The organism is Rhodococcus sp. KBS0724, from assembly GCF_005938745.2.
GTDB lineage: Bacteria > Actinomycetota > Actinomycetes > Mycobacteriales > Mycobacteriaceae > Rhodococcus_F.
Map to the genome: position 1 here is coordinate 2,473,911 of NZ_VCBX02000001.1, position 14,394 is coordinate 2,488,304.

15 protein-coding genes are annotated in these 14,394 nt (G+C 61.0%); 13 read left to right on the forward strand and 2 right to left on the reverse strand.

Annotated features, from left to right (window positions below):
- Positions 1-67: 67 nt before the first annotated feature.
- The 5 genes from FFI94_RS11420 to FFI94_RS11440 all read left to right on the forward strand — a co-directional run bounded on the left by FFI94_RS11420 (position 68) and on the right by FFI94_RS11440 (position 4,970).
- On the forward strand, positions 68-424 hold the full coding sequence (locus FFI94_RS11420; RefSeq protein WP_138873733.1) for a YraN family protein: 357 nt from the start codon (positions 68-70) through the stop codon (positions 422-424).
- Entirely contained in the window at positions 424-1,932 is a 1,509-nt protein-coding gene (locus tag FFI94_RS11425) for a YifB family Mg chelatase-like AAA ATPase (protein WP_138873035.1), read from the forward strand. Before FFI94_RS11420 ends, FFI94_RS11425 begins: the two co-directional genes overlap by 1 nt.
- Complete coding sequence (dprA, locus tag FFI94_RS11430; RefSeq protein WP_138873036.1) at positions 1,929-3,056, forward strand: DNA-processing protein DprA; 1,128 nt, start codon at positions 1,929-1,931, stop codon at positions 3,054-3,056. Before FFI94_RS11425 ends, dprA begins: the two co-directional genes overlap by 4 nt.
- 479 nt (positions 3,057-3,535) lie before the next feature.
- A complete protein-coding gene (locus FFI94_RS11435) occupies positions 3,536-3,895 on the forward strand; it encodes an Lsr2 family protein (RefSeq protein ID WP_033236528.1) in 360 nt (119 codons plus the stop codon).
- 304 nt (positions 3,896-4,199) lie between these two features.
- Entirely contained in the window at positions 4,200-4,970 is a 771-nt protein-coding gene (locus tag FFI94_RS11440) for a siderophore-interacting protein (protein ID WP_138873037.1), read from the forward strand.
- On the opposite strand, the gene FFI94_RS11445 is transcribed toward FFI94_RS11440, so the two are convergent.
- A complete protein-coding gene (locus FFI94_RS11445) occupies positions 4,967-6,139 on the reverse strand; it encodes a multidrug effflux MFS transporter (RefSeq protein ID WP_138873734.1) in 1,173 nt (390 codons plus the stop codon). The genes FFI94_RS11440 and FFI94_RS11445 overlap by 4 nt on opposite strands.
- 78 nt (positions 6,140-6,217) lie before the next feature.
- Between FFI94_RS11445 and FFI94_RS11450 the strand changes: the two genes are divergently transcribed.
- The gene (locus FFI94_RS11450; RefSeq protein ID WP_138873038.1) at positions 6,218-7,150 is read left to right on the forward strand and encodes a tyrosine recombinase XerC; all 933 of its coding nucleotides are present in this window, start codon (positions 6,218-6,220) and stop codon (positions 7,148-7,150) included.
- 125 nt (positions 7,151-7,275) lie between these two features.
- Positions 7,276-8,394: a MinD/ParA family protein gene (locus FFI94_RS11455; RefSeq protein WP_138873039.1), complete on the forward strand. Its 1,119-nt coding sequence runs from the start codon at positions 7,276-7,278 to the stop codon at positions 8,392-8,394.
- Positions 8,395-8,460: 66 nt separating this feature from the next.
- Here FFI94_RS11455 and FFI94_RS11460 read toward each other — a convergent pair whose 3' ends face one another.
- Positions 8,461-8,970 carry a M23 family metallopeptidase gene (locus FFI94_RS11460; RefSeq protein ID WP_138873735.1) on the reverse strand — a complete coding sequence of 170 codons (510 nt, stop codon included), beginning with the start codon at positions 8,968-8,970 and terminating at the stop codon, positions 8,461-8,463.
- Between the two features lie 305 nt (positions 8,971-9,275).
- Between FFI94_RS11460 and rpsB the strand changes: the two genes are divergently transcribed.
- The 6 genes from rpsB to FFI94_RS11490 all read left to right on the forward strand — a co-directional run bounded on the left by rpsB (position 9,276) and on the right by FFI94_RS11490 (position 14,319).
- On the forward strand, positions 9,276-10,160 hold the full coding sequence (rpsB, locus tag FFI94_RS11465; RefSeq protein WP_138873040.1) for a 30S ribosomal protein S2: 885 nt from the start codon (positions 9,276-9,278) through the stop codon (positions 10,158-10,160).
- Positions 10,161-10,274: 114 nt separating this feature from the next.
- Complete coding sequence (gene tsf / locus FFI94_RS11470) at positions 10,275-11,102, forward strand: translation elongation factor Ts (protein ID WP_138873041.1); 828 nt, start codon at positions 10,275-10,277, stop codon at positions 11,100-11,102.
- A gap of 198 nt (positions 11,103-11,300) precedes the next feature.
- Positions 11,301-12,029 (forward strand): UMP kinase, encoded by a 729-nt coding sequence (pyrH, locus tag FFI94_RS11475; RefSeq protein ID WP_138873042.1) that lies wholly within the window; start codon positions 11,301-11,303, stop codon positions 12,027-12,029.
- Between the two features lie 70 nt (positions 12,030-12,099).
- Positions 12,100-12,657: a ribosome recycling factor gene (frr, locus tag FFI94_RS11480; RefSeq protein WP_138873043.1), complete on the forward strand. Its 558-nt coding sequence runs from the start codon at positions 12,100-12,102 to the stop codon at positions 12,655-12,657.
- Between the two features lie 49 nt (positions 12,658-12,706).
- On the forward strand, positions 12,707-13,603 hold the full coding sequence (locus tag FFI94_RS11485; protein WP_138873044.1) for a phosphatidate cytidylyltransferase: 897 nt from the start codon (positions 12,707-12,709) through the stop codon (positions 13,601-13,603).
- A gap of 11 nt (positions 13,604-13,614) precedes the next feature.
- Positions 13,615-14,319, forward strand: coding sequence for a class I SAM-dependent methyltransferase (locus tag FFI94_RS11490; protein ID WP_185993177.1), 705 nt, complete (start codon positions 13,615-13,617; stop codon positions 14,317-14,319).
- Positions 14,320-14,394: the final 75 nt, after the last annotated feature.

A 14,394-nucleotide genomic window follows, 5' to 3' on the forward strand; every position in this document is an offset into this window, starting at 1 on the left:
GGCACTGTGACGGGTGGGACGCGTTTTGCATGGGCGGGCGCGCGGGACCGGAACGGTGGGGGCTGTGATGGCGGGGAATATGGCGTTGGGGGCGCGGGGCGAGGATGTGGCCGCGGAGTTCCTGGTCGGTGCGGGTTTGGAAATTGTCGAGCGGAATTGGCGGTGTCGGTACGGCGAGCTGGATGTTATTGCGACGGTTGATGATCGGATTGTTTTTGTCGAGGTGAAGACTCGTAGTGGGGTGGGGTACGGGTCGCCGGCGGAGGCGGTGACGTTTGCGAAGCGGCGTCGGATTCGGGTGTTGGCGTTGCAGTGGCTCGGTGATTCGGGTCGGTCGTGGTCGAAGGTGCGTTTTGATGTGGTGGCGGTGTTGATTCGCCGTGATCAGGCTCCGGTGGTCGAGCATTTTGTGGATGCGTTCTGATGGCGTTGGGGCGGGCGCATTCGGTGGCTGTCAGTGGTGTCGACGGTCAGATTGTGGAGATCGAGGCGGATATCGGGCGTGGTTTGCCGGGGGTGCAGTTGGTGGGGTTGCCGGATACGGCGTTGCACGAGTCGCGGGATCGGATCAGGGCGGCGGTGACGAATTCGGGGGAGGAGTGGCCGGACAGCAAGGTGATTTTGGCATTGTCGCCGGCGACGTTGCCGAAGGTGGGTAGTGTCTACGATCTTGCTCTGTCGCTGGCTGTGCTGGATGCGGCAAAGAAGTTGCCGCGCAAGGAATTGCGCGAGACGATCTTCTTGGGGGAATTGGCGTTGGACGGCCGGTTGCGCTCGGTGCGGGGCGTGTTGCCTGCGGTCTTGGCGGCGAAGCGTGCTGGTTGGGGGACGGTGGTGGTTCCGCGTCAGACGATGGCCGAGGCGGGTTTGGTGAAGGGGATCGAGGTGCTCGGTGCCGGTGATCTGGCGTCGGTGCTCTCGTGGTTGCGGGGTGAGATTTTCCTGCCTGTTCCGGAGCCTTTCGAGCGGGCGGTGGAGGTGGGTGTGCGTGATCTCAGTGAGGTGGTGGGGCAGGCGGATGCGCGGTGGGCTATCGAAGTCGCTGCGGCTGGTGCGCATCATTTGATGTTGACGGGTCCGCCGGGAATCGGGAAGACGATGTTGGCTTCGCGGCTTCCGGGGATATTGCCGCCGTTGACGGAGTCGGAGGCTTTGGAGGTGACGGCGATTCATTCGGTGGCGGGTGTGTTGACGGCGGAGCATCCGTTGATCGATATGCCGCCGTTCATTGCGCCGCATCACAGTTCGTCGGTGAGTGCGTTGGTTGGTGGTGGTAGTGGGATGGCGCGGCCGGGTGCGGTGAGTCGGGCGCACCGCGGCGTGCTGTTTCTCGACGAGTGCGCGGAGATCGGCGTCAAAGTGCTCGAAGCCTTGCGAACACCGTTGGAAGACGGCGAAGTTCGGATAGCACGACGGGACGGAGTCGCTCGCTATCCAGCGCGTTTCCAGTTGATCTTGGCTGCAAATCCGTGTCCCTGTGCGCCGCCGCGCGACGCGGACTGCGTGTGTGCGCCCGCGGCGAGGCGTCGGTATCTGGGCAAACTGTCGGGACCGCTACTCGATCGAGTCGATATTCGGGTGCGGATGCAGGCCGTCGCAACGGGTGCGTTGATCGACGAAGTAGGCGAGAGCACCGAAAGCGTCCGAACCCGAGTATCCGCGGCCCGTGATGCCGCGGCGGAACGCTGGAGTGACTACGGCTGGCGTACCAACGCCGAAGTTCCGGGCCCGGCGCTGCGACAGAAGTTCCGACTCTCTCGCGACGCTCTGGCACCCGTCGAGCGTGCACTCCGCAAGGGCGTGATCACTGCGCGAGGCGCGGATCGGGCGTTGCGTGTTGCCTGGACAGTTTCCGATTTGGCCGGTGAATCAATGCCGGGACCCGATCAGGTTGCAACCGCACTCGATTTCCGAGACAGGGGATTTCAGTGAATACACATGATCCGCGACAACTCGCCTGGGCGTACCTGTCCGCAGTGGCACAAGGGCCGAGCGTTCATTTAGCCGCGTTGGTCGAGCACCTCGGAGTTGAGGAGACGGCACGCGCCGTGAAATCCAGGGACCTGCCGCCGTCGTTGGAAGAGAAGACCCGGGCTCGGGCGCATATCGACACGGCGCAACGAGATCTGGACCTGATGGCGGCAATGGGAGGCAGGTTGGTCACTCCGGATTCCCCGGAATGGCCGTCGTGGCGACTACTCGCGTTGGGCGATCTCGACTCAGCAGCAGGTGAAGTCCCACCATTTGTTCTGTGGGTCTTGGGTTCTCGTGATCTGACGGAACTGACGGAGAGGTCTGTCGCGATTGTCGGTACGAGGGCGTCGACGGCCTACGGTGAGCACGTGACCGCTGAGATAGCCGGCGACCTGGCGGTGGACGGGTGGACGGTGACGTCGGGCGCAGCTTTTGGCATTGACGGCGCCGCGCATCGAGCGGCAATGGGAGTGGGCGGAACCACGGTTGCGGTGTTGGCGTGCGGAGTGGACCGCGCCTACCCGTCCGGTCATGCTCGATTGCTGCGTCAGATCGTGAGTTCCGGAGCGGTGGTGAGCGAATACCCGCCGGGGACCACACCGGCCAAGTTCAGATTCCTTGCCCGGAATCGGCTGGTTGCTGCTTTGTCCGACGGAGTTGTCGTGGTCGAAGCGGGATGGCGAAGTGGCGCGAGGAATACAGCGAACTGGGCACGGAAATTGGGTCGCCCGGTAATGGCGGTGCCCGGACCAGTCACATCGTCGTCGTCTGCCGGCTGTCACAGAATGATTCGTGAGGGAGAGGCATATCTTGTGGCGAACGCGGTCGACGTCGTAGAAGTTTCCGGACCGTTCGGTGTCCTGAATTCAGAGCAAGACGCCGCTGCGGTTCGCGACATCGACTCGTTGGCGGGTAATTCTCGGCTCGTGTACGAGGCATTACCCGGAAGCGGTTCACGAAGTACAAATGAGTTGTCCCAGGCATCTGGGCTGCTGATTTCCCAAGTGCGTGCAACACTTCCGCTGCTCGAGTTGGAGGGTTTTATCGACTCTGACGGCAGCGGATGGTTTCGTACGAAATAGGCGTTGTGGAGTGGGTCTGTTTTCGGCGTGATGGTGTGATCGGTCATTTGCCGGATCGTTGGCACAATGTTGTGTAGCGTGGCGGTTGGTTCTTCGAATGACTGTTTATCGGCACGTCAGAGCGGTTTGGTCGGGCGCCGTGCCGAATGGGAGGGTTGAGATGTCTTACCGGACTGTGCGGTAGGTTACGAATGTTCGCCGTATGTCTCAGGAATGTCTCAGGTTGATGTGCTGATATGCCGATTAGTCGGTATCGTCAAGATAGACGTGGGTTCGATTTCGCCGTCTGGTGGTCGAAATAGATTGCGCGCCAATGCTGTAGCACCGAATCCTCGTAACTTGGTGTCGCTTACATATCGTTAATCCAAACCGCCGAGTCTGTTCGGTTTGTTTTTCGGTTCTGCGGGCATCTTTGTTACTGGGATGGAATTCTGTGTATTGTGAAGCGAAAGCAAATCGATCATTGAAAGAGGAGTGCAATGGCTGAGAAGCTGATTCGGCAACTCATTGACGACCTTGATGGTAAGCCGATCGACGACGGTTTCGGTGATCGAATTGAGTTCTCGTACCAGGGAACCGATTATGTGATCGACCTTCGTGCGACCAATGCAGAGAAGTTCGACGCAGCGGTCAAGCCGTTCGTTGACGCTGCAGCAAAGGTGTCTGCACGTCGCGGCAAGAAGGCGCAGCTCCCATCTACGCAGGCTACGTCGGGTTCTGGGCGCTCCAAGGAGACCCTGCAGGCTATTCGTGACTGGGCAGCAAAGAACGGTTACGAGGTCGCACCGCGCGGCCGTATCAAGGCAGAGATTATCGACGCATTCGATGCTGCTCACTAGAGCACATTGACCTTCACTGGCACTCCACGGAATCCGTGGGGTGCCAGAGTTGTTTTTACTCTTTCTTTGCTGGATGTGCCGTCGAATGTGGCATTTGATCGGGGTAAGTGAGGAATTGTCCTTTCTTTGGTAATAAATCGTCATTCGGGTTGGTCGGTTTTACGCGATTTGTGGGGGCATCTGAATCGGTATGTATTGCCCTGTACGGATGCCTGATGTGGGCGGCCTTGGAATCAACTCTCCGCGTCTGCTCTTCCTGTCCTGTACTCTAGTTAGGTAATACTAACTTTGGAAGGATGTGGCTGTGGCCAAGCCGACGACAACCCTGACGGTTTTGCGAACTCAGAAACTGACCCCACACATGGTCCGCGTGTTCCTGGGAGGTCCAGGATTCGACAACTTCACACCGAGTGAGTTCAGTGATTCGTATGTGAAGATCGAATTCGAGACACCGGAAGGTCAGGCGCTTCGGACCTATACCATCCGAAGTTACAACAGTAGTACTCGCGAGATCGCGATTGATTTTGTGGTTCACGGTGACATCGGGATAGCTGGACCGTGGGCCGCATCAGTGGAAGTGGGTGCGAAGATAACAATCCGCGGACCCGGCGGCGCCTTCGCGCCGGCAGAATCGGCGGATTGGCACCTCTATGCAGGCGATGAAACCGCCATTCCGGCGATATCCGCATCTGTCGAGAGACTTTCGGGTGACGCAATCGGGTATGTAGTCATCGAAGTTGGCAGTGCCGACGACGAGATTGCTATCAATGCGCCGAATGGTGTTTCTGTGAAGTGGGTTCACCGAGGTGTGTCCTCGGACGCTGTTCCCGATGAAGCCGCGGGCGACAATTCGCCGATTGTGAAAGCGGTGAGAAACCTCGAATGGTTGCCGGGAACTCCGCAGGTGTTCATTCACGGCGAAGCGCAGGCTGTTATGCATAATCTGCGCGCTTACGTCCGAAAGGAACGTGGTGTGCCGGCACGTTCCGCGTCGATCTCGGGCTACTGGCGGCGTGGACGCACGGAAGAGGGATTCCGGGTGTGGAAGTCGGAACTGGCGGCGTCTGAGAGCTAGTCCGTCGCGTCGGCCTTGCGGGCGAACAGCGCCAATGCGAGGGCCGCGAGTAATCCGAACGTCGGTATTGCGATGGCCATCGGTACGGCGGTATCCGGGCCCGCAATGCCGACTATCGGCGATACGGCTGCCGCCAATCCGAACTGGCCCGCACCCATCAGTGCGGAGCCGGTACCGGCTGCCGCAGTGACCTCGCCTTGGGCGAGCGCAGTTGCGTTGCCCATGATAAATCCGATGCTTGATATCGAAACGAACAGCGGAATGAGCAGCGCGGCCGGATTGGTTGAGTCGAAAAGAGCTGCAGCACAGAACAATGCAGCTCCGGAGACGGTTAGTAGACCAACTCCGAAGATCAACAGGGTACGAGCACTCAGGCGGCCGAGCAGGCGCGCCGTGATTGTTGCCGCCACAACCATTCCCACCGCGTTGACAGCAAACACCATCGAAAACTGTGATGGCGTCAACCCCAAGACGTTCTGCACGACAAACGGCGACGCGGAAATGTAGGAGAAGAGGGCGCCGAACCCGAATATGAAGGCCAGAGCGTAGCCGAGATAGCGACGATTTCCGGTGACATAGCCCACGTTCGCGACAAGCGCTTTCAATCCGCCGCCGTGTCGACGCTCGGGTGGCAAAGTTTCCGGTACCAGGGTGAGTACGCCGGCAACCATGACTACTCCCGCAGCCGTCAACACCCAGAAGATGCCTCGCCAGCCAACCGGGCCGAGGAGCACTCCACCGAGCAGCGGGGCAATAACTGGAGCGACGCCGCCGATGATCATCATGATGCTGAACAGCTTTGCCGCTCCGTTGCCGCGAGCGCGATCGGCGATGCACGCGCGTGCGAGCACGATCGCAGCCCCGCCGCTCAGGCCCTGGATCAGCCGGGCGCCGATCAGGAATTCGATATTGGGTGCAAGAGCACACGCAGCACTTGCCAGCGTGGTGATCGCCGCGGCGCCGAGCAGGAGGCGTCGCCGCCCGATTCCGTCTGAGATCGGTCCGATGATCAACTGGCCGATTCCCAGTCCCGCCATGAATGTTGTCAGTGTCAATTGAACACTGGCTGCGGATGTATCGAGTGACTCGGCCATGATGGGCAGGCCCGGCAGGTACATGTCGGTCGACAGTGGCGCGATTGCAGAAATCAGGGCAAGAATGCATAGCATTTTCAAGGGAATTGCTCGGTTCACCGACCAACCCTATCGGCGAGGGCGCTTGAAGTTTCACGCGAGGCAGGCAACCTTATGAACATGAGTGACGAACTGCAGCGAGCGTTGTCGATCCATCTCGACGCGTATGAGGATCACCTGCGCCTGGGGCGTGGGCGGTCGGAGCACACTATCCGTGCGTACGTCGGCGATGCCCGCTCGCTGTTGGAACACCTTGCTGCGCAGTCGACTGGAACCGATCTGGAGGCTCTGGACCTTCGGGTGCTTCGTTCGTGGTTGGCGCAGCAGTCCGCGGCCGGCACAGCGCGGACAACGGTGGCCCGCCGCGCGTCGTCGGCCCGCGGATTCACCGCGTGGCTTGCGCGGACCGCGCGCATCGACGTTGATCCTGGAGTGCGACTCGCGGCGCCGCCTGCCAGGCGAACGTTGCCGGTCGTTTTGCGTCAGAATCAGGCGATCGAGGCCATGGAAGCGGCGGAAAGTGGAGCGCAACAACATGATCCGGTAGCTCTACGCGACCGGCTCATCGTGGAATTGTTGTACTCCACCGGAATTCGAGTTGGAGAACTATGTGGCCTCGACATCGAATCGGTGGATGCCAACCGTCGATTGTTGCGGGTACTCGGTAAGGGAAACAAAGAGCGATCGGTGCCATACGGCCTGCCGGCTGAATCGGCCATCGAACAATGGCTCGGGGTCGGCAGGCCACTGTTGGTATCGGAGAAATCGGGCAATGCGCTGCTGCTGGGAAAGCGCGGTGGGCGGCTCGATCAACGACAGGCGCGGTCGGTGGTGCACGAGACCGTCTCAGCAGTCCCTGGCGCGCCTGATCTGTCGCCGCACGGTTTGCGGCATTCGGCAGCGACACATTTGCTGGAAGGTGGAGCGGACCTACGCGTCGTACAAGAGTTGCTGGGGCATGCAAGTCTGGCGACTACTCAGTTGTACACCCACGTCTCGGTGGAGCGTCTGCGCGCAGTCCACGATCAGGCGCATCCGCGAGCCTGAAAAGCTCGTCGAAGGAGTGTTCCTCCGGAGCATTTGGTAGCGTCGGGAGCCGGAAGGGTGGACCATCGGCACGGTAAACACAATCGCGCTGAACCGCTCGTTGCTACGCAATATCCGGGGGAATTGTGAATCGCACTGACGTCGAACACCTGCCACAGACCGGGGAACCGGCGTGGGTTGCCGAGGCTGCTCCGGTCGTGGCCGCGCCCGTCGCGCCGTCCGAGCCGCGAGTGTGGCCGCAGGAATCCTGGGCGGCCCCGCCTCCGGTGTCGAATCAGATGAGTCAACAGCAGGTTACCAATCAGGATTTGGTTGCTGAAGCTTTACTGAAGCGGCCGAGGCGAACACCTCGCGGTGGGTGGCGACGTGGAGTTCACCGCGCGACCGGCGGATACGTCAACCTGGGGGAGTCCACCTCGGACCAGCGTCAGCGAGCGCTGGTCGAGCGAATTGAACAACCGATACGGAACGACTACCGAATTGCGCTCCTTTCCCTCAAAGGTGGCGTCGGAAAGACGACCGTCACAGTGGGTCTTGGATCGACCTTTGCTTCTCTTCGCGGAGATTGTGTTGTTGCCGTCGACGCCAATCCGGATTTCGGAACGTTGGGACAGCGCGTTCCGCTCCAAACCCGTTCGACGGTGCGCGATCTGATTGCAGCGAGGCCGGATATCAAGAGTTATTCGGACGTCCGCGCTCACACCTCCCAGGCGCCCAGTCGGCTCGAAGTTCTCGCGAGTGAGCAGGATCCGGCGATCTCCGAGGCGTTCAGTGAGGACGACTACCGCCAGGTCATCGACATTCTGCAGGTGTACTACAACATCATCCTCACCGATTGCGGCACCGGCATCATGCATTCGGCCATGTCAGGCGTACTCGATCTTGCCAACTCGTTGGTGCTGGTCAGCTCACCCGCAGTAGACGGCGCACGCAGTGCCGCCGCCACTTTGGACTGGCTGCAATTACACGGATACGGGCATTTGGTCGAACGAACCGTAGTTGTCATCAGCGCCGCGCGGCCCGGTTCGAGCGTCATCGACATGGATGCGCTCACCGACTACTTCATGCGGCGGTGCCGAGCCGTGACGGTGGTGCCCTTCGACGAGCACCTCGCCGAGGGGTCGGTCATGGACCTGGAACTGCTCCGGCCTGCAACCAAGCGAGCCTTCATGGAACTGGCCGCGATGGTGGCGGATGATTTTGCCGATGCGGCGGGCCGTCACGCTGTGGCTGAGTGGCGCTAGCGTTCCACGTGTGGTGCTGTAGTGGCGCTAGCGTTCCACGTGTGGTGCTGTAGTGGCGCTAGCGTTCTAGTGTTCCAGCGGTTTGAGTCTCAGCGGCTGATCATGGATGAGGCCAAGTGGGTCGAGGTAGGTGCGATCGCGTCGTAGTCCCCAATGGAGGCAAGCGGCAACAGTGCAGCCTTCGTGTCCGGGATCGAGAGTGCCGATCACCGTCCCGAGACCAACGCGGTCGCCCGCCGACACCACTGCGGTGACGGGTTCGTAAGTGGTTCGCAATCCGCCGATGTGGTCGATCGACACCACCGGTTTACCGGCAACGTGTCCGGCAAACACCACAACCCCGGGTCCGGCGGCAAGGACGGCCTGTCCGCTCGTGCCGGCCAGGTCGACGCCGCGATGGCCCGGCAACCAGTTCTTTTCGGGGTTGTCGAAGGCCCGTTCCACTCGTGGCCGGGGGATGAGCGGCCAATCGAATCGGTCTGCAGCGTCGGCGAGTGCAGGTGCGGCACCGATCGTCATGGCCGTAACTCCGCACAACACCAGGATTGTCCGGCGCAAGGAATTCAGTAGAGGCATCACCACAGCGTGCACTGCGCGTCCGATGTGAAGGTGCAGATCAGGGCGGTTTTCCACAGGTGTGGATTCCATCCACAGCTTGGTTTCGGTACTGGCGCTGTAGTGCTGGTTATGGCATTGCGAGGCAAAGACGTACACTTGTCGAGCGGTCTGTGTTCGCACAGTCCGACTTCGCGCGCCCGCGCACGTTTTTTCGGCCTTCGGCTGGTCCTGTATTTCCGGATACGGGTCCGACGGCCGTGTGGGCGCCAGGGCGCAGTGCCACCGGCACCGCGCAGCAACCGAATTTGAAAGAGAGAACAACAATGCCTGTTGTAACTATGCGGCAGATGCTTGACAGCGGTACCCACTTCGGGCACCAGACCCGTCGTTGGAACCCGAAGATGAAGCGTTTCATCTTGACCGACCGCAACGGCATCTACATCATCGACCTCCAGCAGACGCTGACGTACATCGACAAGGCGTACGAGTTCGTCAAGGAGACCGTTGCCCACGGCGGCACCGTCCTCTTCGTCGGCACCAAGAAGCAGGCGCAGGAATCCATCGCTGCTGAGGCCACCCGCGTCGGGATGCCTTACGTCAACCAGCGCTGGCTCGGCGGCATGCTCACCAACTTCACCACCGTCCACAAGCGTCTCATCCGCCTCAAGGAGCTCGAGGCAATGGAGCAGACCGGTGGATTCGAAGGTCGCACCAAGAAGGAAATCCTCATGCTCACGCGTGAGATGACCAAGCTGGATCGCACCCTCGGTGGTATCCGCGACATGGCCAAGGTTCCTTCCGCTGTGTGGGTTGTCGACACCAACAAGGAGCACCTGGCAGTTGCCGAGGCTCGCAAGCTGAACATCCCGGTCATCGCGATCCTGGACACCAACTGCGATCCTGACCTCGTCGACTACCCGATCCCGGGCAACGACGATGCAATCCGCTCCGCAGCGCTGCTCACCAAGGTTGTCGCTTCCGCTGTGGCCGAAGGACTGCAGGCGCGTGCCGGACTGAGCGCCGACAAGGACGCGAAGCCCGAGACCGGCGCCGGCGAGCCCCTCGCCGAGTGGGAGCAGGAACTGCTTTCGCAGGCAGCTCCGGCCGCAGAAGCAACTCCGGCTGCTGAAGCCCCCGCTGCAGAGGCTGAAGCCCCCGCTGCAGAGGCTGAGGCCCCCGCCGCAGAGGCACCGGCCACCGAGGCCTGATTCGTCGAAACCGGCCCTGACCAGAGTTCTTGTGGTCAGGGCCGTTTCACCGTTAGGCCCGTGCTTCATCTTTAGTCCCTGGTCCGAACAGACATATGAGGAGGCTCGCTAACCATGGCGAACTACACCGCCGCTGACGTCAAGCGGCTCCGTGAGCTCACCGGCTCCGGAATGATGGCGTGCAAGAACGCACTCGTAGAATCCGACGGCGATTTCGACAAGGCTGTCGAGCAGTTGCGTATCAAGGGTGCGAAGGACGTCGGAAAGCGCGCAGAGCGCACCACCGCTGAGGGTCTCGTTGTCGCCAAGGACGGCGTCATGATCGAGATCAACTGCGAGACCGACTTCGTTGCCAAGAACGAAGACTTCATCAAGCTGGCCGACGCGATCGTGACCGTCGCTGCTGCAGGCAAGCCTGCTGACCTCGCTGCTCTCAAGGCTCTCGAGCTCGACGGCAAGACCATCGAGACCGTCATTGCCGAGCAGTCCGCGAAGATCGGCGAGAAGCTCGAACTGAGCCGCGTCGTGTCCTTCGACGGCCCCGTTGCCGTGTACCTGCACAAGCGCAGCTCCGACTTGCCGCCCGCTGTCGGCGTTCTCATCGAGTACACCGGTGAAGGCGACGCTGCTGCTGAGGCCGCTCGCGGCGCTGCAATGCAGGTCGCAGCACTCAAGGCCAAGTACGTCACGCGTGACGAGGTTCCCGAGGAGATCGTCGCTTCCGAGCGTCACATCGCCGAAGAGACCGCCCGCGCAGAAGGCAAGCCCGAGCAGGCTCTGCCGAAGATCATCGAAGGCCGCGTCAACGGTTTCTTCAAGGACGTCGTGCTGACCGAGCAGTCTTCGGTTACGGACTCCAAGAAGACCGTCAAGGCGATCCTCGACGAGGCCGGCGTCACCATCAAGCGCTTCGTGCGTTTCGAGGTCGGCGCTTCCGCTTAATCCGGAGCCCTTTCACATGGACCCCGCCCGAAGAGCAATGCTCATCAGGCGGGGTCTACGTGTACCTGGGGCCTCCGATGAGGCAGGATAAGAGTGCCTTCGGGAGCAGTCCCGGAAGATTGTTGCGTCGCCGGTATCACGTCGGCGATCGAATAAGGACTTATGGCCTACGGGTCTTGTATCGAACTGAGGAGAACAATGTCCGAACCAGCCAACGAACGTCCAGGATTCAAGCGGGTCCTGCTCAAACTCGGCGGCGAAATGTTCGGAGGCGGCAAGGTCGGACTCGACCCCGATGTGGTCACCAAGGTGGCTGAACAAATCGCGGAGGTCGTCCGATCGGGCGTGCAGGTAGCTGTGGTCATCGGCGGCGGAAACTTCTTCCGCGGCGCCGAATTGCAGCAGCGCGGACTCGACCGCGCGCGTTCCGATTACATGGGCATGCTCGGCACGGTCATGAACTGCCTGGCTCTGCAGGATTTCCTGGAGAAGGAAGGCGTCGACACCCGTGTGCAGACCGCGATCACGATGGGACAGGTTGCCGAGCCGTACCTTCCCTTGCGCGCACGTAGGCACCTCGAGAAGGGCCGTGTGGTCATCTTCGGCGCGGGCATGGGAATGCCGTATTTCTCCACCGACACCACCGCTGCGCAGCGTGCTCTGGAAATCGGCGCCGAGGTTGTTCTGATGGCCAAGGGCGTCGACGGTGTTTTCAGCGCCGACCCGCGCATCGATCCGACGGCAACGATGTACGACCAGATCACGCACCGCGAGGTCATCGAGCGGGAGCTGAAGGTTGCCGACGCCACGGCGTTCAGCCTGTGCATGGACAACTCGATGCCGATCATGGTGTTCAACCTTCTGACCGAGGGCAATATCGCACGTGCGGTGTCCGGTGAGAAGATCGGAACACTGGTCAAGTCGTGAGCGACATCCAGAACCCGCTCGAAAATTCGACAGTGAACGACATGAATCAGAACGACATGGAGGAACAGCCGTGATTGATGAAGCGCTCTTCGAAGCCGAAGAAAAGATGGAAAAGGCTGTCGCGGTAGCCAAGGACGATCTCGGCTCGGTACGTACCGGCCGCGCCAACCCCGGCATGTTCTCTCGTATCGTGATCGACTACTACGGTTCGATCACCCCGATCACGCAGCTCGCGAGCATCAACGTTCCCGAGGCGCGCATGGTGATCGTGAAGCCGTACGAGTCTTCACAGCTGAACGCCATCGAGACGGCTATCCGCAACTCGGATCTCGGCGTCAACCCGTCCAACGACGGCAGCATCATTCGCATTTCGGTGCCGCAGCTCACGGAAGAGCGTCGTCGCGAGCTGGTGAAGCAGGCCAAGTCGAAGGGCGAGGATTCCAAGGTCACGCTCCGCAACATTCGTCGCAAGGCGATGGACGAGCTCAGCCGAATCCAGAAAGACGGCGATGCAGGCGAGGACGAAGTCGGCCGCGCCGAGAAGGAACTCGACAAGACCACGGCCAAGTACGTGCATACGGTCGAGGAACTGGTCAAGCACAAGGAAGCGGAGTTGATGGAGGTCTAGACCTCCTAGCTTTCGTGTTTGTCGGTCGGTAGCAGATCAGGGAGTTTGGGTGCACGCACAAGAGGGAACCGCCGGCGGTCCCGTCACGGACGGGCCGACGGGGGGCGCTGTTGGCGCGCAGCCGCCGAAGTCGAAGGCGGGCAGGAATCTTCCTGCCGCCATCGGCGTCGGAGTTGGTCTCGGCGCATTGGTCATCGGGACACTGGTCTTCCTGCCGCCAGGCTGGATTGCCGTCGTGGCCATTGCGATGTTCATCGCGACGTGGGAAGTAGCGACACGGCTTCGGGAAGCGGACATCGAAGTTCCGCGGATCCCGTTGCTGGTGGGCGGTCAGGCAACGATCTGGCTCGGCTGGCCGTGGGGGCCGGTCGGCGTGATCAGCGCGTTCACGGCCACGGTTCTGGTGTGCATGGTGTGGCGCCTTTTCGACCATGGACTCAAAGCCACTCCGAAGAATTTCCTGCGGGACACGTCGATCACGGTGTTCGTGTTGGCGTGGATCCCGCTACTGGCGTCGTTCGGCGCCCTGATGGTTCTCGAAGATGACGGACCCGGTCGCGTGTTCGTCCTCATGATCGGCGTCGTGTGTTCCGATGTCGGTGGTTACGCCGCGGGTGTTCTGTTCGGGAAACACCCCATGGTCCCGGCAGTCAGTCCGAAGAAATCCTGGGAGGGTTTCGCGGGGTCTATGATCTTCTGCGTGATCGGCAGCTTGCTGTCGGTAACGCTGATTCTCGACGCCAATTCGATGATCGGTGTCCTGCTCGGCGTTGTTCTTGTCATCGTCGCCACGGTCGGTGACCTCATCGAGTCGCAGGTCAAACGCGAACTCGGAATCAAGGACATGGGCACGCTCCTGCCCGGTCACGGCGGCATCATGGACCGTCTGGACTCGCTGTTGCCGTCCGCATTTGTCACCTGGTTGATCCTGTACGCACTCGTGTGATTGCTCGCAGCGTGACTCCGATTCCCAGTCCGAACATCTGGCATTGGCCAGACGTGTACGAGGTGGAGAATCGTGCGCAGGACGTCGACGGCGCAATCTGGACGTCAATGCGTGCGGTTGCGGACTGGACGGATCGTGACGTCGTGGACGTCGGTTGTGGCGCCGGTTTCCATCTGCCCGAGTTCGCGCGCACTGCGCGCCGGGTCGTCGGTGTGGAGCCGCACGCACCTCTGGTGCGCTTGGCCCAGGCTCGAACTCGCGACGACACGAAGATCGACGTTGTTGCCGGGTCTGCGGAATCGACCGGGCTGATGGATTCGTCTGTTGATGTCGTCCATGCGCGCACGGCGTACTTCTTCGGGAAGGGCTGTGGCCGGGGCATCGCCGAGGCGATGCGCATCCTGCGGCCTGGTGGCGCATTGGTGATCGTCGATCTTGATGTGAGTGCGTCGCCGTACGGAGACTGGATGCGGGCTGATCTACCCAAGTACGACGCGGCGGCGGTAGAAGCATTCTTCGAGGCTCAGGGATTTTCACTGAGCCGGGTGGACACCCGATGGGAATTTCGGAATCGGGACGATCTGCGCAAAGTTCTGGGGATTGAATTCACCGAGAAAACTGCCTCTCGCGCATTCTCGGCAGTGTCGGGATTGTCGTTCCCGGTGCGCTATCGCGTGCACGTCCGATTCAAGCCGCGGTCTTTGGAATTGCTGTAAATCTTCGGGAAAGTCACACGTCAGGCGCTCTTCGTGAGCATGAGCGCCTGACGCAATCTGCACCGATTCAGAACT

What these genes read in the sequence shown, in the direction of transcription:
- pyrH (WP_138873042.1), top strand. Translation starts at nt 11,301, where the DNA reads ATGTCCGAACCAGCCAACGAACGTCCAGGATTCAAGCGGGTCCTGCTC.
- FFI94_RS11450 (WP_138873038.1), top strand. Translation starts at nt 6,218, where the DNA reads ATGAACATGAGTGACGAACTGCAGCGAGCGTTGTCGATCCATCTCGAC.
- FFI94_RS11445 (WP_138873734.1), bottom strand. Translation starts at nt 6,139, where the DNA reads ATGCTATGCATTCTTGCCCTGATTTCTGCAATCGCGCCACTGTCGACC.
- tsf (WP_138873041.1), top strand. Translation starts at nt 10,275, where the DNA reads ATGGCGAACTACACCGCCGCTGACGTCAAGCGGCTCCGTGAGCTCACC.
- rpsB (WP_138873040.1), top strand. Translation starts at nt 9,276, where the DNA reads ATGCCTGTTGTAACTATGCGGCAGATGCTTGACAGCGGTACCCACTTC.
- FFI94_RS11425 (WP_138873035.1), top strand. Translation starts at nt 424, where the DNA reads ATGGCGTTGGGGCGGGCGCATTCGGTGGCTGTCAGTGGTGTCGACGGT.
- FFI94_RS11435 (WP_033236528.1), top strand. Translation starts at nt 3,536, where the DNA reads ATGGCTGAGAAGCTGATTCGGCAACTCATTGACGACCTTGATGGTAAG.
- FFI94_RS11460 (WP_138873735.1), bottom strand. Translation starts at nt 8,970, where the DNA reads ATGCCTCTACTGAATTCCTTGCGCCGGACAATCCTGGTGTTGTGCGGA.
- FFI94_RS11420 (WP_138873733.1), top strand. Translation starts at nt 68, where the DNA reads ATGGCGGGGAATATGGCGTTGGGGGCGCGGGGCGAGGATGTGGCCGCG.